Below are 25124 nucleotides of genomic sequence, written 5' to 3'. Positions count from 1 at the left end.
GAAAGCCTGGTTGTTCGCCGGGTCCGATCGTGGCGGAGAGCGCGCCGCCGCCATGTATTCCCTGATCGTCACCGCGCGTCTGAACGATGTCGATCCCCACGCATGGCTCGCCGATGTCCTGGCACGGATCAATGACATCCCCAATCCACGCCTCCATGAACTCCTGCCCTGGCACTGGAAAGCCCACCAGCAGGTCCACAATACCATCGCCGCCTGAATACGCCCGCGTCTCTCGCCGGATGATTACGGCCCGGGTGCTATCGGCCATTGCTGCAGCCTGCAGCCATTTCTCTCCCAGCTTGCCAAAGCTTCTGGCCTCCTTGAGGCGCCGCTTGTTGCGCTGCTTCTCGATCGCCGGAGAAATTCCTTCCGCAAGAGCGCGTCTCGCATCAATACACTTCTCCCGTGCACGCGCGAGCGATAGTCCCCCTGGACCGTATTTCCCCAAACACACGGTCTCGCGCCGTCCATTCAGACGGTAGTCCATTCGAAAGGACACCACGCCTTTTTCCGTGACGAGGACATACATCCCGTCACGGTCCGCGACCTTGTATTTTTTTCCTTTTGGTTTCAACGATCTAATTGCAGCATCCGTAAGCATTGCACCGCCTCCGACCCAAAAATACCGTCAAGGGATTTTGGTGGGCTGTTTCGGCGAAAAAGCATCTGTTTACAAATACTTATCGTAAAAAAAATACCGTCACAGGCCCATCTGCCCATGACGGTATTCACACAATTCCCGACTGGCAAGCCTGACGAGGTCCGTCACGCATACCGTCAAAACCAATCTGTGCACATCGCTAGTCTGCAATAGCAGACGACGACATTAACTTTTTATTTCAGTATGTTAGGTAGGGTTCGGGGGGGGAATGGGATACTTCAGGACCCCTTGTGAATCATTCCCACTCAATCGTACCCGGCGGCTTGGATGTAATATCATAAGTGACGCGGTTGACCCCACGGACCTCATTTACGATACGCCCGGCCACGCGGTTGAGGAAGGACATGTCGAAAGGATAGATATCCGCCGTCATGCCATCAGTGCTGGTAACGGCGCGCAGGGCGCAGGCGTAATCATATGTGCGGCCATCGCCCATCACACCCACGGTCCGCACGGGCAGCAGAACGGCAAAGGCCTGCCAGATGGCATCATACAGTCCGGCCGAACGGATTTCCTCCAGGAAAATCGAATCAACACGCCGCAGCAGGTCCAGCTTTTCACGCGTGATCGCACCGGGAATGCGAATGGCCAGCCCCGGACCGGGGAACGGGTGGCGACCGACGATTGCTTCGGGAATATCCATTTCCCGGCCCAGTTCGCGCACTTCGTCCTTGAACAGTTCACGCAGCGGTTCAACCAGCTGCATTTTCATCCGTTCCGGCAGGCCGCCCACATTGTGGTGCGACTTGATGGTCACGGACGGCCCGCCGGTAAAGCTGACGCTTTCGATCACATCGGGGTACAGCGTGCCCTGCGCCAGGAATTCGGCGCCACCCAGTTTGGCGGCCTCTTCCTCGAACACTTCGATAAACAGGCGCCCAATGGTCTTGCGCTTGATTTCGGGGTCGCTCACCCCTTCCAGCGCATTCAGGAACAGGTCGGATGCATCGCGGTGGATCAGGTGAATGTTGAAGCGATCGCGGAAGGTGCGAATGACTTCATCCGCCTCCCCCGCGCGCAGGATGCCGGGATCGACGAAAATGCAGGTCAGCTGGTCGCCAATGGCCTGGTGGATCAGCACGGCGGCAACCGACGAATCAACACCACCCGACAGGCCGCAGATCACCCGCCCCTTGCCCACCTGCTGGCGGATGCGGGCGATTTCCATTTCGCGGAAACCCGCCATGGTCCACGTGCCCCGGCACCCCGCCACGTCATGCGTGAAATTGCGCAGCAGCGCCGCGCCATGCGGGGTGTGCACCACCTCGGGGTGGAACTGCACGCCATACAGGCGGCGGCCTTCATCGGCGATGATGGCGAACGGCGCGCCCTCGCTCACGGCCACGGCCTGGAATCCGGGCGGCAGCTTGGTCACGCGGTCGCCATGGCTCATCCACACCTGTTCACGACCGCCCCGCGCCCATGTACCACGGAACAGGGCGCAGTCCTTTATGATATCGATATGCGCACGCCCGAATTCACGGTGTTCGGATGTTTCCACCGTCCCCCCAAGCTGGCGGCACATCGCCTGCTGACCATAGCAGATCCCCAGCACCGGCACGTTCAGGCTGAACACCACATCCGGAATTGTGGGCGCGTCCTTGTCCAGCACGCTGGCCGGGCTACCGGACAGGATGATACCCTTGGGCGCAAAGGCACGAATCCGCTCGGCGCTACTGGAATACGGCCAGATTTCGCAGTACACCCCGCTTTCACGCACGCGCCGGGCAATCAGCTGTGTCACCTGGCTGCCAAAATCCAGGATCAGGATACGATCATCATGCAGGGTTTCATCAAGTCCTGCCTCTGGGGCGGCGGTCTTCGCGGTCTCGTTCATCTTGTGTCTTTCGGTCGCGGCATTATCGATAAACTAGGCTTCCAGCATGAGCTGGCAACATATTGCAAGGGTGGGATAGTCTTTCCCGCGCAGATAGCACAATATATACGTGTTCAGGCAGGCCTGTCTTTGCCTGTCGGCTGGACAAACCGGATCATAATGGCTGTTTCATGACTGCACGTTCAATCCTGCTGCTGGCGGGCGCCTGCCTTGCCTGCCTCTCCCCCGCCCCTGCACGCGCCGATGCACAGCATGACCCGCAGGGCCTGTGGACGGGCCAGCTTGTCACCGACAGGGGCAACTGCAGCACGGAAACCGCCAATACCTCCACCCTGCAGATCGGGGCGAAACAGCTGACATTCACCCCTGCCGACGGGTCGCTCGCGCTGGTTGGCATACCGACGAAGGCTGCAACGCATTACCATGCCGAAGCCCTGGTCAAGCAGCCATCGGGCGCCCCCTTTCCCATGGTGTTTGAAGCCCGCCCCGAAGGGGACACCATGGTCGGCACATACGGCACCCCGCGCTGCCGGGCGCATATCGTGCTGAAACGATAGGCTTTTTCGTATCAACCCGCCCCAGTTCACGCAATCGGGAACGGAGTGGTCCGATACAGGCATGGATGCCGGGCCGCGATCCGATATATTCCCCATATGTCTGATAACATGACAATTGCTGGCGCTGTCCTGTCCATCGTGGTGCGCGATGGGCGCATGCTGCTGGTCTGTCGGCGCAACCCGCCCGATCAGGGGCTATGGGGTTTCCCCGGTGGTCGCATTGAATATGGCGAAAGCTATCTGGACGCGGCCGCGCGCGAACTGCGCGAAGAAACCGGCTTCGTGACCCATGCCGAAGGCACGCTGACCGCCTTCGACCTGATCGACCGCGACAGCACGGGCCATATCCGTTTCCACTATCTGATCGTGGCGGTAAAATGCCACGACAATGGCTGGACAGACATCGCGGCGGGCGATGACGCATGTGATACGGGATGGTTTGACCTGGCGCAGGTACGCGCCAGCCCCGCGGCCTTCAGCCCCGGCCTGCTGGAACTGGGCGCGCTGGCCCTGTCCCCGCGTGGCATCGCCCCATGGCCGGTGGCAGCACAGGTACGCACCCCCGCCCCCCATTCCTCCCGGACCGAAAGCATCCCGTCATGACCCAGATTTCTGCCCTGATTGTCGAAGATGAGGCGACGATAGCGGAACTGGTCGCCACCATGCTGGATACGCAGGGGATCCGCGCCACCATAAGCCACGACGTGGCGGGGGCGATGCAGCGGATCGAGGATGGCGACTTCTCCCTCGTGCTGGTTGACCTGACGCTGCCCGATGGCAACCCGGACGGCTTCATCGCAACCGCCCAGAAGCGGGGATGCCATGTGATCGTGATGAGTGGCGATCCCGACCGGCTGGCTGGCTACGCGCCGCTGCCGCTGCTGGAAAAACCCTTCCGCATGAAAACATTGCTGGAACAGGTCCGTCAGGTTGCCCCGGCAGCCTGATATCCTGCGCCGACAGAAGGCAGCAGGAACAGCGTGCGAGGTTTCTATCCCGGCCAGCCTGAAACGCGCGCGACGCTGACGGGATGTTTCCCGGTTGCGCTGTTTCAAAAAGCGTCACCTTTAAAAAAAGGCCACACCCAAAAAACTTTTATTATTTATCAATAGTTTACTTTGAAACAGCCGGTTATGGCGTGGAAAGACGCACAATACTGTCGCGCTGCGCGGGCGACAGGTCGGCACGCAGGGTGACGCGGTACAGGTCAACGCGTTCGGCCACCCGTCCGCGCCGTCCGCGCACCAGCGTACCGACCGGCTGGACGGATGTGAACACATCGCGATCAAAACCACGGCGTGGGTTACAGACCATGATGCCCGCCCCCGAGACATCATGCGGCAGGTTGAACAGCGCCCAGCGCGGCTCCATCCCCACCACGACCCGACCGGGCACGACGCGCGCCAGTTCCGCTGCCGTGCCGTAATCACATGCGGCAATGAAATCACCCTGCCCCGCATGGTCTTCAACTCGGACGGCCAGATCCCGCCAGCCTGCCATCTGCCGCAATGCGACATCCGTATGGGCGGACAGCGGCAGCAGGCCGAACAAGGCCTGCATGTAAACCAGCGCGCCAATCACGATGCCACCTCCAGCCGCCCACCGCCCCCAGCGCCACGCCACCGTGGCCGCGCCCACCGCCAGCATGGGGTAGATCACCACCGGCCAGTTCGCCTGCACACGGTCGCCTATGGCATGCTGCACAAACACGCAGGCAGGCAGCAGCGTCATGCACGACAGCAGCGCAGCACCCGCATCCCGCCGCGCACGGCGCAGCAGGACAACCTGTCCCCATATGAAAAAGGCAGCGATGCCCGGCGTCATCAGCCCGAGCTGCCCCATCACCAGTTCGGTCAGGAACTGCAGCGCCCGCCCCGGATGCCAGTCTGCCGTGCGCCCGCCCTGCCGGGCAAAGCTGGCCCAGCCATGCCGCGCGTTCCACCATATTACAGGGGCAACGCACAAGGCCGACAGGACCGTCGCCCCCATAAGCCCCGGCACCTGCCGCAACAGCCATGCACGCCGGTTGACCGCCTGCATCACGAGCCACAGGGCAATACCGGCAATGGGCAGGACGGCGGTATATTTGCTGTCGCACGCCAGCCCGGCGGAAAGTCCCGCAACCAGCCACCAGCGCGCCCCGCCCCCCGCCACGACACGCCCCATGGCCCAGAGCAGCACGGACAGGAAGAACATCACCGGCGTGTCTGGTGTTATCACAACAGACTGAATTGCCAGTGCCAGAGTCGCCTGCAACATGACACAGGCACGTATGCCCCCTGCCCGCCCCGCATCGGGCAGCAGGTCACGCACGGCACGGAACACGAAGGCGGACACCCCCGCCCCTGCAAGGACACCCACCAGCCGGACACCAAGCGCGTCATCCCCGCCCAGTTTCATGCCCAGCCATATCCACGCCGCCACCATGGGCGGATGGTCCAGATACCCCGCGGCGGGCGCGAACGCCCACAGCCGGTAATACGCTTCGTCAGGGGAAAGTGGCAGGATACCGGCCACAGCCAGCCGCATACCGGCCAGCAGCACAAGCAGATACAGCCACCACCACGGGCTGTATCGCGCCGTCACACAGGCACGCCCGGGCGGTTCAGGCTGGTGCGGATGGTCTGCAGCGTCTGCACCCGCACCACGTGCGGGGCCTCGGTCAACTGGCGGGTCAGCAGGTTTTCATGTGTCGCGTCCCGCGCTACCAGCCGCACAAGGAAATCCCCCCCGCCACGGATCATGTGGCATTCGCGCACTTCCGGCCAGCCCGAGACCTGGCTTTCAAATGCCGAAAGCACCGCTTCCTTCTGGCTGTCCAGACCGATCAGCGCAAACAGCGTGATCGACCACCCCAGCCGGGTGCCATCCGTATCGGCATGGTAGCCGCGAATGACATGATCTTCCTCCAGCCGCCGCATGCGGCGCAGGCACGGCGGGGCGGATATGCCCACGCGCCGCGCCAGTTCCACATTCGTCATGCGTCCGTCCAGCTGAAGCTCGGCCACAATCCGACGGTCAATCGCATCCAGATCAGCCATCCGTTCCGCCATGCCTGTTCCATCTTTCGCAAAGGGGCGGCTGTCACGCCCATACGCCGCAATAATGACGCCCTTCCTACTCCAACCCTTGCACGGACGCCAGTGGACGACCATACCAAAGGAAATTGTGACGATAGGGTTTTTCTGATCTCATGCCCCAGACGTGTTCTACCGACCTGCTTGTCATTGGCGCGGGTCCCGCCGGCTACACTGCCGCCATCTATGCCGCGCGCGCGAATCTCTCCCCCGTACTGGTCGCGGGCCTGCAGCCCGGCGGCCAGCTCATGATCACCACGGATGTCGAGAACTATCCCGGTTTCGCCAAGGGCGTGCAGGGACCGGACCTCATGATGCAGATGGCCGAGCAGGCCGGCAATGTCGGCACCCGTCTTATGGATGACATCATCGTCTCGTGCGATTTCAGCCGGACCGACGGGACAGGCCGCTTCTATGCCACCGGCGATTCCGGCACGGTGTACGAAGCCCGCAGCGTGATCATTGCAACCGGCGCGCAGGCCAAATGGCTGGGCGTGCCGGGGGAGAAGGAATTCCAGGGCTCCGGCGTGTCGGCCTGTGCCACATGCGACGGCTTTTTCTATCGTGGCAAGCGCGTGGCCGTCATCGGTGGTGGCAATACGGCGGTGGAAGAGGCCCTGTACCTGACCCATCACGCCAGCCACGTCACCCTGATCCACCGCCGCGACAGCCTGCGCGCGGAAAAGATCCTGCAGGACCGGCTGCATGCCAATCCCAAGATATCCGTCATATGGAACAGCGCGGTCGAACGCATAACCGGCAGCGGCACGCCACCCGTGGTCACGGGGGCGGACCTGCGCAACACCGTGACCGGCGCGATTCAGCATATCGATGTTGATGGGGTATTCGTTGCCATTGGCCATGCCCCCAACACCACAATTTTCCGTGATGTGGTGGAGATCGACACAGACGGTTACATCGTCACCACGCCGGGCAGCACGCGCACCTCGGTTTCCGGCGTTTTTGCCGCAGGTGACGTGCAGGACAAGATCTTTCGCCAGGCGGTGACCGCGGCTGGCACCGGGTGCATGGCGGCACTCGAGGCCGAACGCTTCCTTGCGTCAGCGCAGTAAGGAATCAGGAAGAGTCCTTGACCTGCCCTCGCATTTCCTTCACCACAACGACTTAGTGTCATAACACTTGGCGCGCCTTTTATAGATAGCAAAGCGGAGTCAACGCGTGGACTGGGATAAACTCCGGATATTTCATGCTGTAGCCGAGGCAGGGTCCTTCACCCATGCCGGCGACGTGCTTAACCTGAGCCAGTCTGCGGTGTCGCGGCAGATTTCAGCCCTGGAAGAGGCGCTGCAGGTCCCCCTTTTCCACCGGCATGCCCGGGGGCTGATCCTGACCGAACAGGGTGAGACACTGAACCAGACGGTTCGGGAAGTCTTTTCCAAGCTGGCCATGACGCAGTCCCTGCTGACGGAAAGCAAGGAAAAGGCGGCAGGTCGGCTGCGGGTCACGACCACGACCGGGTTTGGCACCTGCTGGCTGACGCCACGCCTGCACCGGTTCATGGAAACAAATCCGGACATTTCGATCACCCTGATCCTGGAAGATAACGACCTGGATCTGGGCATGCGCGAAGCGGATGTGGCGGTGCGCATGCACCCGCCCCGCCAGCCGGACCTGATCCAGCGGCACCTGGCGGACTTTCCGCTGCCGATCTATGCCTCGCAGTCCTATCTCAATGATTACGGCACACCCCGTACGCTTGAGGAACTGAACGCCCACAAGCTGATCCTGTTCGGGGGGTACCACCCGCCCGTGCCGCACATCAACTGGCTGGCTGAAACCGGTGTCCCGTCGGATGAACGCCGTCAGGCCCGGCTGGAGGTCAACAGCCTGGCGGCCATGGCGGGCGCGATTGCCGCAGGCATCGGAATCGGGTCGATCCCGCTTTATGCGGCGTCACAGTACCCCAACCTGGTCAAGATCCTGCCGGAAGTGCCGCTGCCCACGGTGGACGCCTATTTCGTGTATCCCGAGGAATTGCGCACATCCAAGCGCGTGGCGGTATTCCGCGATTTCCTGCTGGCGGAAATCAACGCCCGACACTGATACGCCAGCCACTGCGATGCCTGCATGAAAACACCGCGCCGGGTCAGCCCCGGCGCGGTGTTTTTTATGAGCCGATCATGAAAGCTGACCGGTATCAGTCGACCGTCTGGTGGGAGCGGTTGACGCGTTCGCGCAATTCCTTTCCCGCCTTGAAAAATGGCACGACCTTTTCCTCCACCGACACGGTTTCGCCCGTGCGGGGATTCCGTCCCGTGCGGGCGTCACGTTTCTTGACCGTAAACGCGCCAAAGCCACGCAGTTCCACCCGGTCCCCCCGCATCAGCGCATTGCTGACTTCCGCAAAGATGACCTGAACAATACGTTCCACTTCCCGTATCGGCAGATGTGGACGGGCAGCGGCAAGTTCGGCAATCAATTCCGATCTGGTCATCCTGTTCCCCTAGCTTAAACAAGAAATTAAAGTTTCCAGATCGCAACGGCCCCGTCAAGCGCGGTACTTTCGTTCAACAGAATTTCCGCACCCGGCACACCGGACAGAAGCCCCGAAATCCACCGCCGCCAGTTGATGCGCGTGGCGGCAGGACCAATATCCGTCACCCGCACGGTATCTGGCAGGTGCGTGGCCCCGACCAGCCATTTGCGCGCGTCATCCATGGATCCGATCTGGTCCACCAGCCCCAGCGAAACCGCCTGCTGCCCGGTATAGGGACGACCATCGGCCAGCTGCCGGACACGGTCAACCGGCATATGGCGGTCCTGCGCCACGACATTCACGAAAAAACCATACAGGTCGGAAATCACGCCCTGCAGCATCTCCCGCCCCTCGGGCGACAGCGGCTGCACGACAGAAGGCTGCCCCTTCATCGGCCCAGAGACAAGCTGGTCCACATGCACCCCCACCCGGTCCAGCAGGCCAGAGACATCCGGGGATTCCAGAATGACGCCGATAGATCCGGTCAGGGTGGAACGGTTGGCGAAAATACGGGCCGCAGGGACAGACACCATATACCCCGCTGATGCCGCGACCCCGCCCATGGACACCACCACAGGCTTGCGCCGGGCAAAGGCGGCGACGGCATCATGCAGTTCCTCGCCCCCGGTTACGGCGCCGCCGGGGCTGTTGACCTCCAGCACCAGCCCCCGGACCGAGGCATCATCGGCCGCCTTTTTCAGGGCCTCGACATTCTCATGCGGATCGGAGGGGATAACCCCCTCCAGCTTCAGGTGGACCAAATGCGGCGCGTGACCGCCCAGGCCGCCGGCACGGGCCATGGCCACGATGCAGGCAAGGACAAAAAAAGCCACGGCCCCGCCGCGCCAGAACATCAGGCGCCGACGCAGTGCGGTGGCATGCAGCAACATATCGGGATCAGTATCCATGATCGTGCAATATCATGGATACCGCCCATACCGAAGCAGGACTAGGAAACGCGCGTCATCCTTACGCCTTGCGGCGGCGGCGCGTGGGGCGGGCGGGTTCATCGCCAGTGGTGGAAGCTGCGGCGGCGGCCGATGCGGCGGTGATCTTGCGGCCAAGGCCGATTTCACGCGCAAGGCTGGAGCGGCGTTCGGCATAATTGGGCGCGACCATGGGGTATTCGGCGGGCAGGCCCCAGCGTTCGCGGTACTGCTCGGGCGTCATGCCATAGGCGCTCTGCAGGTGGCGCTTGAGCATCTTGAGCTTTTTGCCGTCTTCCAGGCAGACGATGTAGTCGGGAAAGACCGAACGCTTGATCGGCACGGCAGGCTGGAGTTTTTCAGGCTCTTCCGCCGGACGGCCGGCCATGGCCAGCGCCTGGTACACGTTGCGTATCAGGTCGGGAAGCACGTCTGCCGCAACGCTATTGTTTGAAACATGCGCCGACACGATCTGTGTCGTCAGTTCCAGACATGAAAAATCCTGCTCAGTATCAGACATAATTTATTCCGTGCCTCTATATTCAACCACACAGTCGCGACATCTTCACGAACCTTGATTTCAAGAACATATACTGCCTTTTCAATAAATACAATACGACTCACCAGTCAGGACCCCTATTGCCTGGCGGATATATTATATAGAATACTTCGTCATAAATAACGTCTTCAGAACATAATGTTCATTTTTGTACAAATTCGTTGCAACATGTATCAATCCCGCTCAGACATCGGTGCCGATACGTGCGAAACAGGCCGCCGTGCCGTCCTGTGTCATAACAGGGGGGGGCTTTCTTCCTGCGCAATACTCCGCTCAACTGTTCGGTATCAAACTCCGGACCGCAGGCCGCGCAGATCAGGCGAATACGCATTTCCTCCATACTATCCTTAATACTGTAAATGACCTGCCGGGCCTCCTTGCGCGTTATAACGATCTCCGCACGCCGAAGTTCCGCAAGCTGCTGGCTCAGGGTCGGCTGGCCGATGCCGGTTTCGGCTTCAATCTGACCGACGCTCTTTTCTCCCTCCAGCAGGCAGGCCAGCACCATCAGCCGCTGCGGTTGGGCCAGCAGGCGCAGCCGCTGCACCAGGTTTTCTGCAATTTCACGTGTTCTGGGCAGGTTATTCATGCCACGGACCCCCTTCGACAGTTCCAGATCCCATCGTACCATATCCCCCACAGGACGAACACAGGACAGGGCTTGATAAAATAGATACATAATATATTAAATAGATAAATCATTAGCGCACCCACCCCGTCCGGGAGCAACTGCATGACTGACCGCGCCGCGCACGCATATATGGCCACACTGCCCGCCGGGGGCACGCATGCCTGACGCCATCCATACCCTGCTGGGGCTGTGCAGCGGCGGCGTCATCGGGTTTACTCTGGGGCTGGTGGGCGGCGGCGGTTCGATCCTGGCCGTGCCGCTGCTACTGTATGTGGTCGGCATTCCCGACCCGCATCGGGCCATCGGCACCAGCGCGCTGGCCGTCACCATCAACGCATTGTGCAGCCTGGCCAGCCACGCACGTTCGGGCAACGTGCGGTGGACATGCGCGGCCCTGTTCGCATGCGCGGGCATATTCGGCGCGCTGGCCGGGGCTGCGTGCGGCAAGGTGATCAACGGGCAGCACCTGCTGTTCCTGTTTGCGATCGTCATGATGGTGGTGGGCGCGCTCATGGCGCGCGGCGGGCGCAAGCCGGGCCCGCAGGCGGGACAGGATACCCCACGCCCGGCAGTGCTGCCTGTCGTATCATACGGAATCCTGACCGGGTTCTGTTCGGGTTTCTTCGGTATTGGCGGCGGCTTCCTGATCGTGCCCGCCCTGCTTGCCGCGACCGGCATGCCCATGCTCAACGCCATCGCCACGTCACTGGTGGCGGTCTGCGCCTTCGGACTGACAACGTCGGTCAGTTACGCGGTCGCGGGCCTGGTTGACCTGCCCATGGTGGGCATCCTTGTCGCAGGCGGCGTAGTGGGCAGCGCCGGGGGCGCCACGCTGGCGCGCCATCTGGGCCAGCACCCGCAGCGCCTGCGCATGATTTTTGCCTGGCTGATTTTTATTGTGGCACTCTACATGATGTGGCGCAGCGCGCGGGCCATGGGCCTTGCCTGACACCCCGTGGCCGCCACGCGCCGCCATGACCCGGAAGCCACGCCCATGCCACAGACCACCATAGTCCTTGCCCACCCCATCGACTTCGCACGGTGGCGCGCGGCAACCCGCGACTTGGTGACCCGGCGCGTGCCGCCGGACGACATCGCCTGGCACATCACGCCGGGCGATGCACCTGCCGCGACGGCGCCATCCCCCACCGGCCAGCCCTTCCGCATCCCGCGCGAAACCATGCAGCTGGCGGCGGACGTGGTGCAGTCCATGCTGCCCGACCGCTTTACCCTGGCCTACGGCCTGATCTATGCCCATGTGACGGGCACCGACATTGCACCATCCGACCTTGCACGGATGGAGGACGCGGCCCAAACCGTGCGCGCGGAGACCGTGCACCTGCGTCACGACCTGTTCACCCTCATGCAGCGCAGCGGGGCGAACGACACCTGGCACGGCACGCTGGATGCCACGACCTACGCCCCCGAAAGCAATGCGCGGTTCATGACCTTCCAGCTTTCGCTTGCGCCGTGGCGGCTGTCACTGCCGGGACGGCGGATGGAGTGGACCGGCAGGGAACTGCTGCACGGGCAGGACGATGCCGTGGCCGCCCCCCTTGCCTTCAACAGCCTGCCGCCGCCCGCCATGCCGCTGGTCACCGACCTCGACATTCCCCGCATCACCGCCCTGCCCGCCGTGGCGCTGGCGGCAAAAACGTGCCGGATCTGCCCCATGGCCCGCCGCGCCACCCAGACGGTGTTTGGCGAAGGCCGAAGCGACGCGCGCATGATGTTCGTGGGTGAACAGCCGGGCGACAGGGAAGACATCGCCGGCCGCCCCTTTGTCGGCCCGGCGGGGCAACTGTTCGATCGCGCCCTGCTGGAGGCGGGGATCGAACGTGATGACACGTATGTGACCAATACCGTCAAGCACTTCAAATTTCGCCCACGGGGCACGCGCCGCATCCATGAAAAGGCGGGGCCGGAGGAAATCGCCGCCTGCGCCCCGTGGCTTGCGGCGGAACGGCGGATCATCCGCCCGCATGTGCTGGTCATGCTGGGGGCCACGGCGGCATCCGCCCTGCTGGGCCGCCATGTCACGATCGGACGCGAACGCTCGCGCGCGATCACGCTGGAGGATGGAACGACAGGGGTCGTAACGGTTCACCCCTCCTTCCTGCTGCGCGTGCCTGATGAGGATGCGCGCACGCGTGAATATGCCCGCTTTGTCGCGGACCTGCGCCTGGCTGCCGATCTGCGGAGCGCACCCCCGCCATAATCCCGCCACGAGGAAAGCCGATGCCAGATATGCACTAGCGACACCATTACGTGATGCAAAGATGCGTTATGGATAACGCGCCCCTTGTCGCCGGAAGCCGCATATCGTGCCTGCAGACCTCAATCTTCTGCCCTCTTTCATAACCCGTATTTTCAGCGGAAAACATTTCCCCACCCTGCGCGCGCCCGGCTACGCGCGGATGAGTGGCCTGAAATGGCTGTATGCCCCCACGCCAGAAGCCCTGGCCTTTGCGGTACGCACCACGTTCGCGGCACTTATGGCGCTGACCATCGCCATGTGGATGGAACTGGACGATCCGCCATGGGCGGCCATGACGGTATGGATCGTCGCACAGGGGTCGCGCGGGGAAAGCCTGTCAAAGGCACGGTGGCGACTGGTGGGCACCGCCATCGGGGCGACCAGCGCGGTCATCCTTGTCTGTTCGTTTCCACAGGCGCCATGGCTGTTCTTCCCCGCCATCAGCATATGGATCGGGCTGTGCTGCATGTGCGCGACGCTGGTGCGCAACTTCCGGTCCTACGCGCTGGTGCTGTCGGGCTATACCTGCGCCATCATCGCGCTGGCCGCGACGCGTGACCCCGACAACATCTTCATGATCACCATGTCGCGCACGTCCTACATCGTATTGGGAATCGCGTGCGAAACACTGGTGGCGGTCCTGTTCGCACACAACCTCGCCTCCTCCGCGCGGCGCAACATGCGCCAGAAGATCCAGATGGCGCTGGGCAGTTCGACAGACGCGGTGGCCAACCTCCTGGCGGGGGACGAGGCGGCCTTCATCCGCTCACGCGCGCTGTTCGGCACGATCCTGAGCATCAATGACCAGATCGAGTTCAGTGAAGTCGAGATGGGCCCCCACGGGCATGAAGGCGACCATGCACGCGCGGCCCTTGCCGCGGTATCGGTCCTTCTGTCGCGCGGACTGGGCATGATGGCGCGCATCAAGGCGCTGGGCACCACCAATGAACAGTTTACCGAAACGTCGCTGCTGACGCGCACCTTCCTGCTGGGCGTGCCCGCGCGGCTGGAGAACGATGCCGAGATCCCGCACATACAGCAGGACCTTCAGGACCTGCGTGGCGTGTGCCGCCAGCGCATCATCGACGCACTGACCCATGAAATCAGCATGGCCCCAACGTCCGAAACGCTGGAGGTGGACGACCTGCTGAACTGCCGCATCCTGCACAACGCGCTGGATGAACTGCTGGGGGAACTGGAACAGGCCATTACGGAATTTGATGCCAGCCAGCATGAAATCCGTGGCGACCATTTCCATTTCCGCATCGAGGCGCACCGCGATTACAAGGAAGCCGCCTATAACGGCATCCGTGCCGCCGTGGCCATCGGCGCGTCCGCCCTGATATGGGAAGTGACGGCATGGGCCAATGGCATCGGCTTCATCACCATGGTCGCCGTGACGTGCGGGCTGTTCGCCACGCGCGAAAACCCGGTGGTGGGCACCATGAACTTCCTGCGTGGGGCGTGCTGGGCGGTGTTTGTCTCGGGCTTCCTCGTGCTGCTGTTCCTGCCGCGGCCCGCGGAATTCGAAATGCTGGCCGCCGTCCTCGCCCTGCCCATGATCGCGGGCGGCCTTGCCGCGCGCAACCCGGCAACGGCGGGGGCCGCAGCATCGTACTGCCTGTTCCTGCCCAACCTTGTCGGCCCGGGCAACCAGACGCGACTGAACGAAATCGCATATTTCAATGCGTCCTTCGCGCTGCTGTGCAGCATCGGCTTCGCGGTGCTGATCTTCCGCGCGGTGCTGCCCTTCGACAATGATGAAGAACGCTGGCGCATGCGCAACCGCACGCTGCATGACCTGCGCCACCTGGCATCCGCCCAGCCCATGCCACGCACGCAGTCGTGGATCGGGCGCAATACGGACCGGTTCTCGCGCCTGATCCGCCATGCCGGCCCCACGCCTACCCCCACGATCGAGGCCTACCTGCAGGGCACGCTGTCGGCCATGACCATCGGGCTGAACATTATCCGCCTGCGCACGGTCATGGAACGTGGACAGCTCCCGCCCGCGGCAAACCGTGCCATTGAACTGTTCCTCAGCCGCATGTCGCAGTTCAGCGGCCGGTACGGGCGCTTTGGCCGCACGGCACGCGTGGCGCGCGGGGCGACCCGCAGCCTGCGCCGGCTGGAGGCGACGGAAACCAACATCACCTCGCGCATCGAGATCACGCGCGCCATTGCCTACCTGCTGGTCATTTCCTATGAATTGGGGGCAAACGCAGCTTTCCTTGATGCCTCCCAGCCCTATCGCATGACCGACGGATCATCATGACGCGCCCCTGACATGCGCCGGGCCAGTGGAGAACGGAGCCAACCATGACCACTGCCCCAGCGCCCTCCGCCCCCGCAGCCCTGCGCGGGCATATCGTGACCTTTCGCGGCAACCCGTTCCTCATGCCGCCGCAGGACGCGCTGGTGGACGAACCCGACGGGCTGGTGATCATTGCCGGCGGTCGCATTACCCATGCCGGGGCGTATGACGCCACCATCGCCCACCTGCCCCCCGGCACGACGGTCACGGATTACCGGGGCTGCCTGATTTCGGCAGGGTTTGTGGACACCCACGTCCATTACCCGCAGTTGCCCATGATCGCGGCGTACGGCGAACAGCTTCTGGAATGGCTGGAACGCTATACCTTCCCCACCGAAAGCCGCTTTGGCGATGAAGCCTACGCCACCACCATCGCACGGAAATTCCTTGGTGAACTGCTGCGCTGCGGCACCACCACGGCGGCGGTGTACTGCACGGTGCACCCGCAGTCGGTCGACGCGTTCTTTGGCGAATCCACCCGCCTTGGCACGCTGATGGTGGCAGGCAAGGTGCTGATGGACCGCAACGCGCCCGATTACCTGCGTGATACGGCCCAGAGCGGGTATGATGACTCCCGCCGCCTGATCGAACGCTGGCATGGCCGCAACCGCCAGCATTATGCCGTCACCCCCCGCTTCGCCCCCACCAGCACGCCCGAGCAGCTTGAACTGGCGGCCGCGCTGCTGAAAGGCGACGATACGCTGTTCATGCAGACCCACCTTGCGGAAAACCGGGCGGAGGTCGCATGGGTGGCCGAACTGTTCCCCGACAGCCGGTCCTACCTGGATGTATATGATCGCGCGGGACTGGTTCGCCCGCGCAGCGTGATGGGACATGGCATCCATATTGATGAACATGACATGTGCCGCTGCCACGAAAGCGGCTGCGCGCTGGCGCACTGCCCCACGTCCAACCTGTTCCTGGGCAGTGGTGCATTCAGGCTGTTCGACGCCATGGACGCCCGGCGCCCGGTGCGCACGGGACTGGGCACCGATGTGGGCGGCGGCACCAGCCTGTCGCACCTGCAGACCATGAACGAAGCCTACAAGATCGCGCAGATGACCGGAAAGCGGCTGCACCCGGTGCAGGCCTTCTGGCTGGCGACACAGGGCGGCGCGCAGGCGCTGCACCTTGATGACCGCATCGGCACGGTGGCTGCGGGCATGGATGCGGACCTGTGCATACTGGACCCCAATGCCACGCCGCTGCAGGCCCTGCGCGCGCAGATGTGCGACAGCACGGCCGACGTGCTGTTCACGCTCATGATGCTGGGCGATGACCGCAGCATCCGCGCGACCTGGGTGGGCGGGCGGCTGGCGCATGACCGCGACAGCGGCGGCACGACAGGAATGTAGGGAAAACACACGCGATGCAGTGGCGGAGAGGGTGGGATTCGAACCCACGGTACGCTTGCACGCACAACGGTTTTCGAGACCGCCCCGTTCGACCGCTCCGGCACCTCTCCAACTGCACGCGGTGATGCAGCGGCTTATAGGGGCGTGCGCGGGGCTGCGCAAGGGGTCTTTTTTCACCCCCTGCGGCGAAGATAAAAAATATTGACCTGTGGCGGCACACCCAGTAAAAGCCCGCATTCACCCCGCGCGGACGGGGAGCCGCTGCAATCGCGGCCAATATAAAAAAGCGACTGGGCCGTGCCGCCTGCATCCGGACGATGCCGCGCACGCCAAGAGATCGGAAAGATAGATAAAGACATGTTTGCAGTTATCCGTACCGGCGGTAAGCAGTACCGCGTTGCCAAGGACGCCGTCCTGAAGATCGAAAAGCTGGAAGCCGAAGCCGGTTCCACCATCACGTTCGATCAGGTTCTGGCCGTTGGCGGCGAAGGTGGCACGACCATCGGCGCGCCGACCGTCAAGGGTGCGACCGTCACGGGCACCGTGATCGCACAGGACCGTCTGGCCAAGATCATCATCTTCAAGAAGCGCCGTCGGCAGAACAGCCGCCGCAAGAACGGCCACCGCCAGCCGGTGACCGTTGTGCGCATCTCCGCGATCAACGCCGCCTGATCCCTCGCCCGGTCGCGACCGGGCAGGTCAGATCAGAGATTTCAGTTTTAAGGAGTTCAGGCAATGGCACAAAAAAAGGCAGGCGGTTCATCCCGTAACGGGCGCGATAGCGCCGGACGTCGTCTTGGCGTCAAGAAGTTTGGTGGCGAAAGCGTCATCGCAGGCAACATCATCGTCCGTCAGCGCGGCACGAAGATGAAGGCAGGCGTGAACGTTGGCGTCGGCCGCGACCACACCCTGTTTTCGCTGGTGGACGGACATGTGAAGTTCGAACGCCGCGCAGAAGGCCGGGTGCATGTTTCCGTGCAGTCGCTGCCGCTGGCAGCGGAATAAGGTTTACGCCTTAATCACTGCGGGAATACCCGAATTGAAGGGGGCGGTCATTCTGGCCGCCCCTTTTTCGTATGATGCCGGATTGCATTTTCTGGTATCATGCTCGCACACAGGGCGCGCGCATGACAGGCCGCCCCGACCGGATCGCAGGCAATGAAGTTTCTTGACCAGGCCAAAATCTATGTAAAATCCGGCGACGGCGGGGACGGTGTCGTCGCCTTCCGCCGGGAAAAATATATTGAATTTGGCGGTCCGGACGGGGGCAATGGCGGGCGCGGCGGCGATATCATATTCGAAGCGGTCGATAACCTGAACACCCTGATCGATTTCCGCTACACCCAGCATTTCCGCGCGCGCAAGGGCGGCAATGGCGCGGGGTCCGACCGTACGGGTGCGGCAGCGGAAACGGTTGTGATCAAGGTGCCGATCGGCACACAGATATTCGATGAAGACCGCGAAACCATGCTGGGCGATCTGGATGTCGCGGGCAAACGCCTGCTGCTGTGCCGTGGTGGCGATGGCGGGCGCGGCAACGCGCATTACAAGACCAGCACCAACCGCGCGCCCCGCCGCGCGGACAAGGGGTGGCCAGGCGAGGAACGCTGGGTCTGGCTACGCCTGAAGCTGATTGCCGATGTCGGGCTGGTGGGCCTGCCCAATGCGGGCAAGTCCACGTTCCTGTCCACCGTCTCGGCGGCGCGGCCCAAGATCGCGGATTACCCGTTCACCACGCTGCATCCGCAACTTGGCGTCGTGCGCCTGTCGGTGACGGAAGAATTCGTGATTGCCGACATTCCCGGCCTGATCGAGGGCGCGCATGAAGGCAGCGGGCTGGGCGACCGTTTCCTTGGCCATGTCGAACGCTGCGCGGTGCTGCTGCACCTGATTGATGGCACGGCGGAAGACGTGGTTGAGTCGTGGCGCACCATCCGCCATGAACTGTCGGAATATGGCGGTGGTCTGGCCGACAAGCCCGAAATCATCGTGCTGAACAAGATCGATGCCCTGATGCCCGAAGAAATCGAAGAACGCCGGACCGCGCTGGAACGGGCCTGCGGGCAGGATGTCATGTGCATGTCATCGGTCGCGCATCTCAATGTCGATACCGTGCTGCGCCGTCTGCAGGATTTCGTGACCCGCGACCGCGCGGAAAGGGCCGAACAGGAAAAGGGGGAGATCCCGGCCACATGACGGATACTGCCCTGCCCCAGCTGCGTACGGCGCGGCGCGTTGTCGTCAAGATCGGCAGCGCCCTGATTGTCGATCCGGCCCAGGCCGCCCCCCGCCAGCCATGGCTGGACAGCGTGGCCCAGGATATTGCGGCCCTGCGCGCGCAGGGCACGGAAGTGGTCGTCGTCTCCTCCGGGGCCATCGCGCTGGCCCGCCACCAGTTGGGGCTGACACGCCCCGTGCTGCGGCTGGAGGAAAAGCAGGCTGCGGCCTCGGTCGGGCAGATCCGGCTGGCGCAGGCATGGACCGATGCCCTGTCACGCTTCGACATTACGGCGGCCCAGCTTCTGCTGACGCCAGATGATACCGAAAACCGCAACCGTTACCTTAACGCACGTGCCTCGCTGAATACGTTGCTGGGGCTGGGCTGCGTGCCCATCATCAACGAAAACGACGCCATCGCCACGACCGAAATCCGCTTTGGCGACAATGACCGCCTTGCCGCGCGCGTGGCGGAAATGATCAATGCCGACCAGCTTGTCCTGCTGTCGGATATTGACGGGCTGTACACCGCCGACCCGCGCAACAACCCCGATGCACGGCACCTGCCGGTCGTGACCGAACTGACTGACAGTATCGAGGCCATGGGCGGCGCGCCACCGCCGGGCTACTCATCGGGCGGGATGCGGACCAAGCTCATGGCCGCGCGGATCGCGGCGCAGTCCGGCTGTGCCATGGCCATTACACAGGGCCAGCCCCTGCACCCGCTTGCCCGCCTGCGCGACGGTGGACGCTGCACATGGTTCCTGCCCGCGTCCGACGCCCGTTCGGCCCGCAAGAGCTGGATCGCGGGCAGCCTGACGCCCGCAGGACAGGCCGTGATTGATGATGGCGCAATCCGGGCGCTGACCATGGGATCATCCCTGCTGCCCGCGGGCGTGACCGACGTGACGGGGGATTTCGACCGGGGCGACCTGATCTCGGTCATTGACCGGCAGGGCAACCGGATTGCCTGCGGCCTTGCCGCCTATGCCGCCGATGACGCCCGGCGGATCGCGGGACACCAGTCGGACGAGATCGAAGGCCTGCTGGGCTGGCAGGGCGCGGATGAACTGATCCACCGCGACGACCTCGTGCTACTGGCGCGGGCGGAACCCGTGACACCCTGATCGCCCGCCCAGAAACCTTCGGGCGATCATGAGACAGTTTCCGGAAAAGCTTTTTTTTATAAAAAGGCGATACCCGGAAATGCCTTCCCATCAAATGGTTATCCCAGGCGGCCCCTTATTCAGGACGCGGCGGCCAGCGCAGGGTCGGCTCCGCGCGTGCGCCGCGTTCAGGCGGCCAGACCGATGCCCGCACCGGACGCGCGCCACGGCTGGCGGCATCATCGCGTGGCGGGTTCGTGCGGCTCCATTCAGACAGGGACGGCGTATCGCGGCTGTCGCGGCGGTCATCCTCCCCTGCCCCTTCGGGCGCACGGGGGACGTAGGGCCGCTGCGCCTTGCGCGCGGATGACAGTACATCCCACTCATCGGCAATGTCGTGCTGCCGTGGGGAAGCGCGCAGTGGTTCCGGCGCCCGAATGGGTTCTGCAGGCCGGATCGGTTCGGGACGTGGCGGCGGGCGCACCGGGGTCGCGGGACGGATGGGCTGCGCGGGCTGGGCGCGGGCCGCGCGGCGTTCATAGGCGGGAATATCGGTTTCATCCCCCATGCCGTCATAATCCGTGGCGGCGGGCCGCGTGGGCCCGGGTTCCCATACGGGGGCGGATGATGGCGCGGACGGGGGCACGATGTCAGGCAGCACGTCACCCGCGACGGATGCCGGGGTGGCAGACGCGTGCTGCCCCATCGCCAGGACCCGCAGTTCGGCCTGAAGGTCATCAAGCTGTATGGCCAGGTTATCCAGCCGTCCCTTCACGCCAAATACCGCGAAAGGCACCAGCAGCCACACCAGCGTGAACAGGATACCACCCACCAGCAGCACGGCCTGCGCCCACGCGGGCATCCATTCGGGAAAAAGGGACGACAGCATGTATCGCACCACCTGAACTGAAGTTACCCGGCAACGCGGGCGGAACCCGCCCGCGCCACCAGACCATTACATGCCCAGCGCACGGCGATAGATGTCGAGCAGGGTCTCCTGTTCTTCCACCTCCGCCGGTTCCTGCTTGCGCAGGCGGATGATCTGGCGAATGACCTTAACATCAAAACCGGCGGACTTCGCTTCGGTAAAAATATCCTTGATATCGCCGGCAAGGGCCTTGCGTTCTTCTTCAAGGCGCTCAACGCGTTCGATAATGCTGCGCAGGCGGTCGGCTGCGATACCGCCGACGGCGGCAGACTTGTCGTCCGCCTCGAAATTGTCAGCATTCATGGCAGGTGTCTCCAGATATCGTGATTGTGCCGTTCCGCGCCCGCCGGCACACATGAAGGGAATGTCACTAGGCGACGGGGTGGAACGGCGGGATTATCGCGCTGCCGCCCGATGGTCAATGCCAACTTGACAGCCCCGAGAGCCGGGCCGTAATCGAAGCGGCACGCCAGTATGCCGCATTTGCGTCATGCCCCATATACCGCGCATGCCCGGCGGGCATGCCTGGCACCATATACAGGCAGGAGGCCGACTTCCATGGCACATCTTTCCCCCGTTGACACCTTTGACTACATCGTTTTCGGCGGGACGGGTGACCTGACCATGCGCAAGCTGCTGCCTGCGCTGTATCACCGGTACCGTGACGGGCAGATCCCCGATGATTCGCGCATTATCGGTACCGCACGGTCCCCCCTGTCCCGCGCGGATTACCAGCAGCGCGCGCATGCGGCCCTGAACGAACATGTCCAGCCCGACGCGCTGGATGACGCAACGGTGCAGCGTTTCCTGAACATGGTGCATTATGTCAGCCTGAACGGCGCGGAAGCCGAAAGCGACTGGCCCGCGCTGAAGAACCTGCTGAACGCGGCGCCGCCCACCCGCATCCGGGTCTATTACCTGGCCACGTCGCCCGCGCTGTATGGGCAGATCTGTGAAAACCTGGATACGCAGGGGCTGATCACGGAACAGTCGCGCGTGGTGCTGGAAAAACCCATCGGCACCGACCTTGCCAGCGCGGAAGCGATCAATGACAGCGTGGGGCGGCACTTCCACGAAAACCAGATTTTCCGCATCGACCACTACCTTGGCAAGGAAACGGTCCAGAACCTGATCGCACTGCGCTTCGCCAACCCGGTGTTCGAACGCCTGTGGTCATGCGATGCGATCGAATACGTGCAGATCACCGCGGCCGAAACCGTAGGCGTGGAAGGGCGTGGTGCGTATTACGACCGTTCCGGCGCGCTGCGCGACATGATCCAGAACCATTTGCTGCAGGTGCTGTGCCTTGTGGCGATGGACCCGCCGGTTTCGCTGGAGGCCGACAGCGTGCGCAATGAGAAGCTGAAGGTGCTGCATGCGCTCCGGCCCATCCCGGCCGATGACGTGGCGATCTACACCTCGCGCGGGCAGTACATGCGCGGCACCATTGGCGACAGGACGGTCAGCAGCTACCTGGAGGATCTGGGCGAAGGGGTGACGAGCGAGACGGAAACCTTTGTCGCGCTGAAGGCCGAAATCCTGACATGGCGGTGGGGCAACGTTCCGTTCTACCTGCGTTCGGGCAAGCGCATGGCGGAAAAGTCCAGCGAAATCGTGATCCAGTTCAAGTCCGCGCCGTGGTCGATCTTCGCCAACCGGCCCGAACCCAACCGGCTGATCATCCGCATCCAGCCCGATGAGGGGGTGATGCTGTCGGTTTCCACCAAGGATCCCACGCCTACCGACAGCCTTGCGCTGCGCCAGGCCGACATCAACATCGAATTCGAAAAAGCCTTCAACATCCGCTATCCCGACGCCTATGAACGCCTGCTGCTGGATGTGGTGCGCGGGGATCCGATCCTGTTCATCCGCCGTGACGAAGTGGCCGCGGCGTGGCGCTGGATCGACCCGATCCTGCAGGGATGGAAGGAAAACAAGGCCCCGCTTGAACCCTACGCCGCAGGAACATGGGGCCCGGAAGGTGCGCGCAACCTGCTGTCGCAGTCAGGGCACCTGTGGCACGAGGACATGAAGAAATAATCCCCGCATGACCAGAGCCCCCACACCAACACCGCCGCGCCTGACCCGCAGGCGCGGCCCCGTCACCCTGAAACAGCGGATCGTGCGCCGGGTGCTCATGATCGTGCCCATGGCGGCCCTTGTCTTTCTGGTCGGTCGCATGGGCTGGCTGGATCAGGCGGCGGACAAGCTGACCTTTTCGCGCACAAGCTGGTTTGACAACACCGCGCTGGTCGAACATTTCCGCACCATCGTCACCCATAACGGCATGACGTCGGATTCCAAGGACTGCCTGCTGTTCGTGGTCAACGGCAATGACCCGCCGGACGCCACGCGCATCGACGTCATGGAAAAACATTCCGGCAAATGCCCCGGCGACCGTAACACCCTGCCACGCCTGTTTACGCTGCAGATCGATCGGATTGACCAGAAGGTCCAGACGGACTGGCAGTCACCGGGGGTCTTCCACCCGCTGCCGCGCTGACCACGCGCCCGCCACGCAGGGCCCGCTTCAGGGCGTGGGCGCCATAGCGTATGGCCTCGCGCCCGGCGGGCAGGAAGGAATAGAAGTTCAGGAACCCGTGAACCGTCCCCCGCCATGTGCGGGTCTGCGCCACGCATCCGGCCTGCTGCATGGCGGCGGCATAGCCGGTACCCTCGTCATGCAGGGGATCGCATTGCGCCAGCCCGATCACCGCAGGCGCCAGTCCCGCCAGCGACCGGGCGTATATGGGTGCAAGACGCGGATCGCGCAGGTCGGCGGGCGTGCGGATATACTGTTCGGCATACCATTCCATAAGCTTGGTCGACAGCATGTAGCCGCTGGCATAGGTCTGGCGCGATGGCACATCGCGTTCGCCATACAGTGACGGATAATACAGCAGTTGCATGGCCAGTTCCGGGCCGCCACGGTCACGCGCCATCTGCGCCAGCACCGCGGCCAGCGTACCGCCCGCGCTGTCGCCCGCCACCGCGATCGGCCCGCCCCAGCGATGCGCCTCCCCCGCCAGCCACTGCAACGCGGCCCAGCAGTCATCCACCGCAACGGGGAAACGGTTTTCAGGCGCAAGGCTGTAGGCAATGGACAGCACCGCCGCCCCCGACTGCCGCGCCAGCCTGCAACAGATGCCATGGTGCGAATTCAGCCCGCAATGCACATACCCGCCCCCATGCATGAACAGCACCACGCCATGCACCCGGCCATAGGGCACATACAGCCGCGCCGACAGCAGGCCATGGCTGCCGGGCACGCGGCATTCAATCATGCGCCGCACCTGCAGCGATGACAGCGCCATGGGAAAACATGGGCGGTCCAGCTTGCGGCGTATGTCCTCCAGCGTGTGGGGAACTTCGGTACGGCGGCCAGCGCGCAGCTTCATGCTCCCCAGCAGCAGGCGGGTCAGCAGACCGGGACGGGACACGGCGGTGGAATCTGGCATGGGCGCATCTCCGGCAGGGAAACGGAATTCAAAAGGGCATGGCCACCCCTTCCGTATCATTTATCGCTTGACGCAGGGGGCATGCACCGCCAGTTTCCGCATGCCAGACGGTCGGACGGTCGCTGTCGCGTGGTCATGCCGCGTGATGGAGGAAAGTCCGGGCTCCACGGAAAAACGGTGCCGGCTAACGGCCGGCGGGGGCGACCCCAGGGACAGTGCCACAGAAAACAGACCGCCCCCACGGCGGTGCCCGCAGCAATGCGGGCAGTGTTGGGGGCAAGGGTGAAACGGTGCGGCAAGAGCGCACCGCATCCATGGTAACATGGATGGCAGGGCAAACCCCACCGGGAGCAAGACCGAATAGGAACGACGGATGGGCCGCAAGGCGCCATCAGGGGTTTCCGCCCCGTCGTTCGGGTTGGTCGCGCAAGGTGTGCCGCAAGGTTCATCGCAGAGGAATGACCGTCCCGCCCCATGGGCGGACAGAACCCGGCTTACAGACCGTCTGGCATTTTTTCCTGTTTCTGCTGTGAATCGGCGCGCGCGGGGCGCTTTACCCAGAGTTGTTTACAAGTATTAATACTAAAGAACAAAACATAAACATATCACATTGCTGCCACATTGCGCGCCCTTTGCCCGCTTTACCTGCATCCCGACCCGCCAGTGCTGGAATAACTGCAGTTTTCAGCCATCTTTCCTACATCTTTAATTGACCACCCATAAAATCCCATGTTATCCCATGAT

Annotated in this window: 26 protein-coding genes, 1 tRNA gene, 1 other RNA gene and 1 pseudogene; 17 read left to right on the top strand and 12 right to left on the bottom strand. The window is 63.1% G+C overall.

Translation table 11 applies throughout. The features are described 5' to 3' along the window. A partial coding sequence (locus CFR80_RS08425; RefSeq protein ID WP_146221620.1) for a transposase domain-containing protein occupies positions 1-217 on the top strand: 217 nt, incomplete at its 5' end. Positions 218-349: 132 nt separating this feature from the next. Here the strand turns inward: CFR80_RS08425 and CFR80_RS08420 are convergent. After that, positions 350-601 (bottom strand): annotated as a pseudogene (locus tag CFR80_RS08420) (Arm DNA-binding domain-containing protein); the annotation flags it as partial. A gap of 295 nt (positions 602-896) precedes the next feature. After that, positions 897-2498 (bottom strand): glutamine-hydrolyzing GMP synthase, encoded by a 1602-nt coding sequence (gene guaA, locus CFR80_RS08415; protein WP_010513051.1) that lies wholly within the window; start codon positions 2496-2498, stop codon positions 897-899. A gap of 170 nt (positions 2499-2668) precedes the next feature. On the opposite strand from guaA, the gene CFR80_RS08410 reads away from it, so the two are divergent. From CFR80_RS08410 to CFR80_RS08400, 3 genes are all read left to right on the top strand, one after another. Next, positions 2669-3055, top strand: coding sequence for a hypothetical protein (locus CFR80_RS08410; protein WP_010513050.1), 387 nt, complete (start codon positions 2669-2671; stop codon positions 3053-3055). Between the two features lie 96 nt (positions 3056-3151). Continuing rightward, positions 3152-3658: an NUDIX hydrolase gene (locus CFR80_RS08405; RefSeq protein ID WP_010513049.1), complete on the top strand. Its 507-nt coding sequence runs from the start codon at positions 3152-3154 to the stop codon at positions 3656-3658. After that, positions 3655-4002, top strand: a complete 348-nt coding sequence (locus tag CFR80_RS08400; RefSeq protein ID WP_010513047.1) for a response regulator — start codon at positions 3655-3657, stop codon at positions 4000-4002. The genes CFR80_RS08405 and CFR80_RS08400 overlap by 4 nt, the downstream gene beginning before the upstream one ends. 184 nt (positions 4003-4186) lie before the next feature. Here the strand turns inward: CFR80_RS08400 and CFR80_RS08395 are convergent, their stop codons facing one another. Beyond that, on the bottom strand, positions 4187-5641 hold the full coding sequence (locus CFR80_RS08395; protein ID WP_010513046.1) for a glycosyltransferase family 39 protein: 1455 nt from the start codon (positions 5639-5641) through the stop codon (positions 4187-4189). Next, the gene (locus CFR80_RS08390; protein WP_010513045.1) at positions 5638-6108 is read right to left on the bottom strand and encodes an Lrp/AsnC family transcriptional regulator; all 471 of its coding nucleotides are present in this window, start codon (positions 6106-6108) and stop codon (positions 5638-5640) included. The genes CFR80_RS08395 and CFR80_RS08390 overlap by 4 nt, the downstream gene beginning before the upstream one ends. Positions 6109-6248: 140 nt before the next feature. On the opposite strand from CFR80_RS08390, the gene trxB reads away from it, so the two are divergent. Further along, positions 6249-7205: a thioredoxin-disulfide reductase gene (gene trxB, locus CFR80_RS08385; protein ID WP_010513044.1), complete on the top strand. Its 957-nt coding sequence runs from the start codon at positions 6249-6251 to the stop codon at positions 7203-7205. Between the two features lie 106 nt (positions 7206-7311). Then, entirely contained in the window at positions 7312-8196 is an 885-nt protein-coding gene (locus CFR80_RS08380; RefSeq protein WP_014104779.1) for a LysR family transcriptional regulator, read from the top strand. A 94-nt stretch (positions 8197-8290) separates the two neighbouring features. On the opposite strand, the gene CFR80_RS08375 is transcribed toward CFR80_RS08380, so the two are convergent. From CFR80_RS08375 to CFR80_RS08360, 4 genes are all read right to left on the bottom strand, one after another. Beyond that, a complete protein-coding gene (locus CFR80_RS08375; RefSeq protein ID WP_010513042.1) occupies positions 8291-8587 on the bottom strand; it encodes an integration host factor subunit beta in 297 nt (98 codons plus the stop codon). A 26-nt stretch (positions 8588-8613) separates the two neighbouring features. After that, entirely contained in the window at positions 8614-9537 is a 924-nt protein-coding gene (gene sppA, locus CFR80_RS08370; protein ID WP_010513041.1) for a signal peptide peptidase SppA, read from the bottom strand. 61 nt (positions 9538-9598) lie between these two features. Then, positions 9599-10075: a MucR family transcriptional regulator gene (locus CFR80_RS08365; RefSeq protein ID WP_010513040.1), complete on the bottom strand. Its 477-nt coding sequence runs from the start codon at positions 10073-10075 to the stop codon at positions 9599-9601. Between the two features lie 181 nt (positions 10076-10256). Then, positions 10257-10703: an ArsR/SmtB family transcription factor gene (locus CFR80_RS08360; protein WP_258367749.1), complete on the bottom strand. Its 447-nt coding sequence runs from the start codon at positions 10701-10703 to the stop codon at positions 10257-10259. Between the two features lie 199 nt (positions 10704-10902). Here CFR80_RS08360 and CFR80_RS08355 point away from each other — a divergent pair, with 199 nt between their 5' ends. The 4 genes from CFR80_RS08355 (at position 10903) to guaD (ending at position 16671) form a co-directional block, all read left to right on the top strand. Continuing rightward, entirely contained in the window at positions 10903-11694 is a 792-nt protein-coding gene (locus CFR80_RS08355; RefSeq protein WP_010513037.1) for a sulfite exporter TauE/SafE family protein, read from the top strand. A gap of 45 nt (positions 11695-11739) precedes the next feature. Next, a complete protein-coding gene (locus CFR80_RS08350; protein ID WP_029329227.1) occupies positions 11740-12963 on the top strand; it encodes a UdgX family uracil-DNA binding protein in 1224 nt (407 codons plus the stop codon). A 106-nt stretch (positions 12964-13069) separates the two neighbouring features. After that, a complete protein-coding gene (locus CFR80_RS08345) occupies positions 13070-15277 on the top strand; it encodes an FUSC family protein (RefSeq protein ID WP_010513034.1) in 2208 nt (735 codons plus the stop codon). 44 nt (positions 15278-15321) lie between these two features. Beyond that, complete coding sequence (guaD, locus tag CFR80_RS08340) at positions 15322-16671, top strand: guanine deaminase (RefSeq protein ID WP_010513033.1); 1350 nt, start codon at positions 15322-15324, stop codon at positions 16669-16671. A 20-nt stretch (positions 16672-16691) separates the two neighbouring features. On the opposite strand, the gene CFR80_RS08335 is transcribed toward guaD, so the two are convergent. Then, a tRNA-Ser gene (locus CFR80_RS08335) sits at positions 16692-16781 on the bottom strand. Between the two features lie 247 nt (positions 16782-17028). Between CFR80_RS08335 and rplU the strand changes: the two genes are divergently transcribed. The 4 genes from rplU to proB all read left to right on the top strand — a co-directional run bounded on the left by rplU (position 17029) and on the right by proB (position 20015). Beyond that, positions 17029-17343 (top strand): 50S ribosomal protein L21, encoded by a 315-nt coding sequence (rplU, locus tag CFR80_RS08330; RefSeq protein WP_010513032.1) that lies wholly within the window; start codon positions 17029-17031, stop codon positions 17341-17343. Positions 17344-17406: 63 nt separating this feature from the next. Then, a complete protein-coding gene (rpmA, locus tag CFR80_RS08325) occupies positions 17407-17676 on the top strand; it encodes a 50S ribosomal protein L27 (protein WP_010513031.1) in 270 nt (89 codons plus the stop codon). A gap of 153 nt (positions 17677-17829) precedes the next feature. After that, a complete protein-coding gene (gene obgE, locus CFR80_RS08320) occupies positions 17830-18867 on the top strand; it encodes a GTPase ObgE (protein WP_010513030.1) in 1038 nt (345 codons plus the stop codon). Next, positions 18864-20015, top strand: a complete 1152-nt coding sequence (gene proB / locus CFR80_RS08315) for a glutamate 5-kinase (RefSeq protein WP_010513029.1) — start codon at positions 18864-18866, stop codon at positions 20013-20015. The genes obgE and proB overlap by 4 nt, the downstream gene beginning before the upstream one ends. A 115-nt stretch (positions 20016-20130) precedes the next feature. On the opposite strand, the gene CFR80_RS08310 is transcribed toward proB, so the two are convergent. Together CFR80_RS08310 and CFR80_RS08305 are read right to left on the bottom strand one after the other, a co-directional pair. Continuing rightward, complete coding sequence (locus CFR80_RS08310; protein ID WP_010513028.1) at positions 20131-20883, bottom strand: hypothetical protein; 753 nt, start codon at positions 20881-20883, stop codon at positions 20131-20133. A gap of 66 nt (positions 20884-20949) precedes the next feature. After that, a complete protein-coding gene (locus CFR80_RS08305) occupies positions 20950-21225 on the bottom strand; it encodes a DUF2312 domain-containing protein (RefSeq protein WP_010513026.1) in 276 nt (91 codons plus the stop codon). Positions 21226-21480: 255 nt separating this feature from the next. Here CFR80_RS08305 and zwf point away from each other — a divergent pair, with 255 nt between their 5' ends. Together zwf and CFR80_RS08295 are read left to right on the top strand one after the other, a co-directional pair. Beyond that, positions 21481-22962, top strand: a complete 1482-nt coding sequence (gene zwf, locus CFR80_RS08300) for a glucose-6-phosphate dehydrogenase (protein WP_010513025.1) — start codon at positions 21481-21483, stop codon at positions 22960-22962. Between the two features lie 7 nt (positions 22963-22969). Then, positions 22970-23425: a hypothetical protein gene (locus CFR80_RS08295; protein WP_010513024.1), complete on the top strand. Its 456-nt coding sequence runs from the start codon at positions 22970-22972 to the stop codon at positions 23423-23425. Here the strand turns inward: CFR80_RS08295 and CFR80_RS08290 are convergent. Next, positions 23343-24380 (bottom strand): alpha/beta hydrolase, encoded by a 1038-nt coding sequence (locus CFR80_RS08290; protein ID WP_110507234.1) that lies wholly within the window; start codon positions 24378-24380, stop codon positions 23343-23345. The two genes, CFR80_RS08295 and CFR80_RS08290, sit on opposite strands and share 83 nt — an antisense overlap. A 103-nt stretch (positions 24381-24483) precedes the next feature. Between CFR80_RS08290 and rnpB the strand changes: the two genes are divergently transcribed. Next, positions 24484-24893, top strand: an RNA gene (rnpB, locus tag CFR80_RS08285) — RNase P RNA component class A. Positions 24894-25124: the final 231 nt, after the last annotated feature.

Origin of the sequence: Komagataeibacter oboediens, from assembly GCF_003207815.1 — a bacterium.
Classification (GTDB): domain Bacteria; phylum Pseudomonadota; class Alphaproteobacteria; order Acetobacterales; family Acetobacteraceae; genus Komagataeibacter; species Komagataeibacter oboediens.
This window is presented reverse-complemented; position numbering and strand designations above follow the sequence as displayed.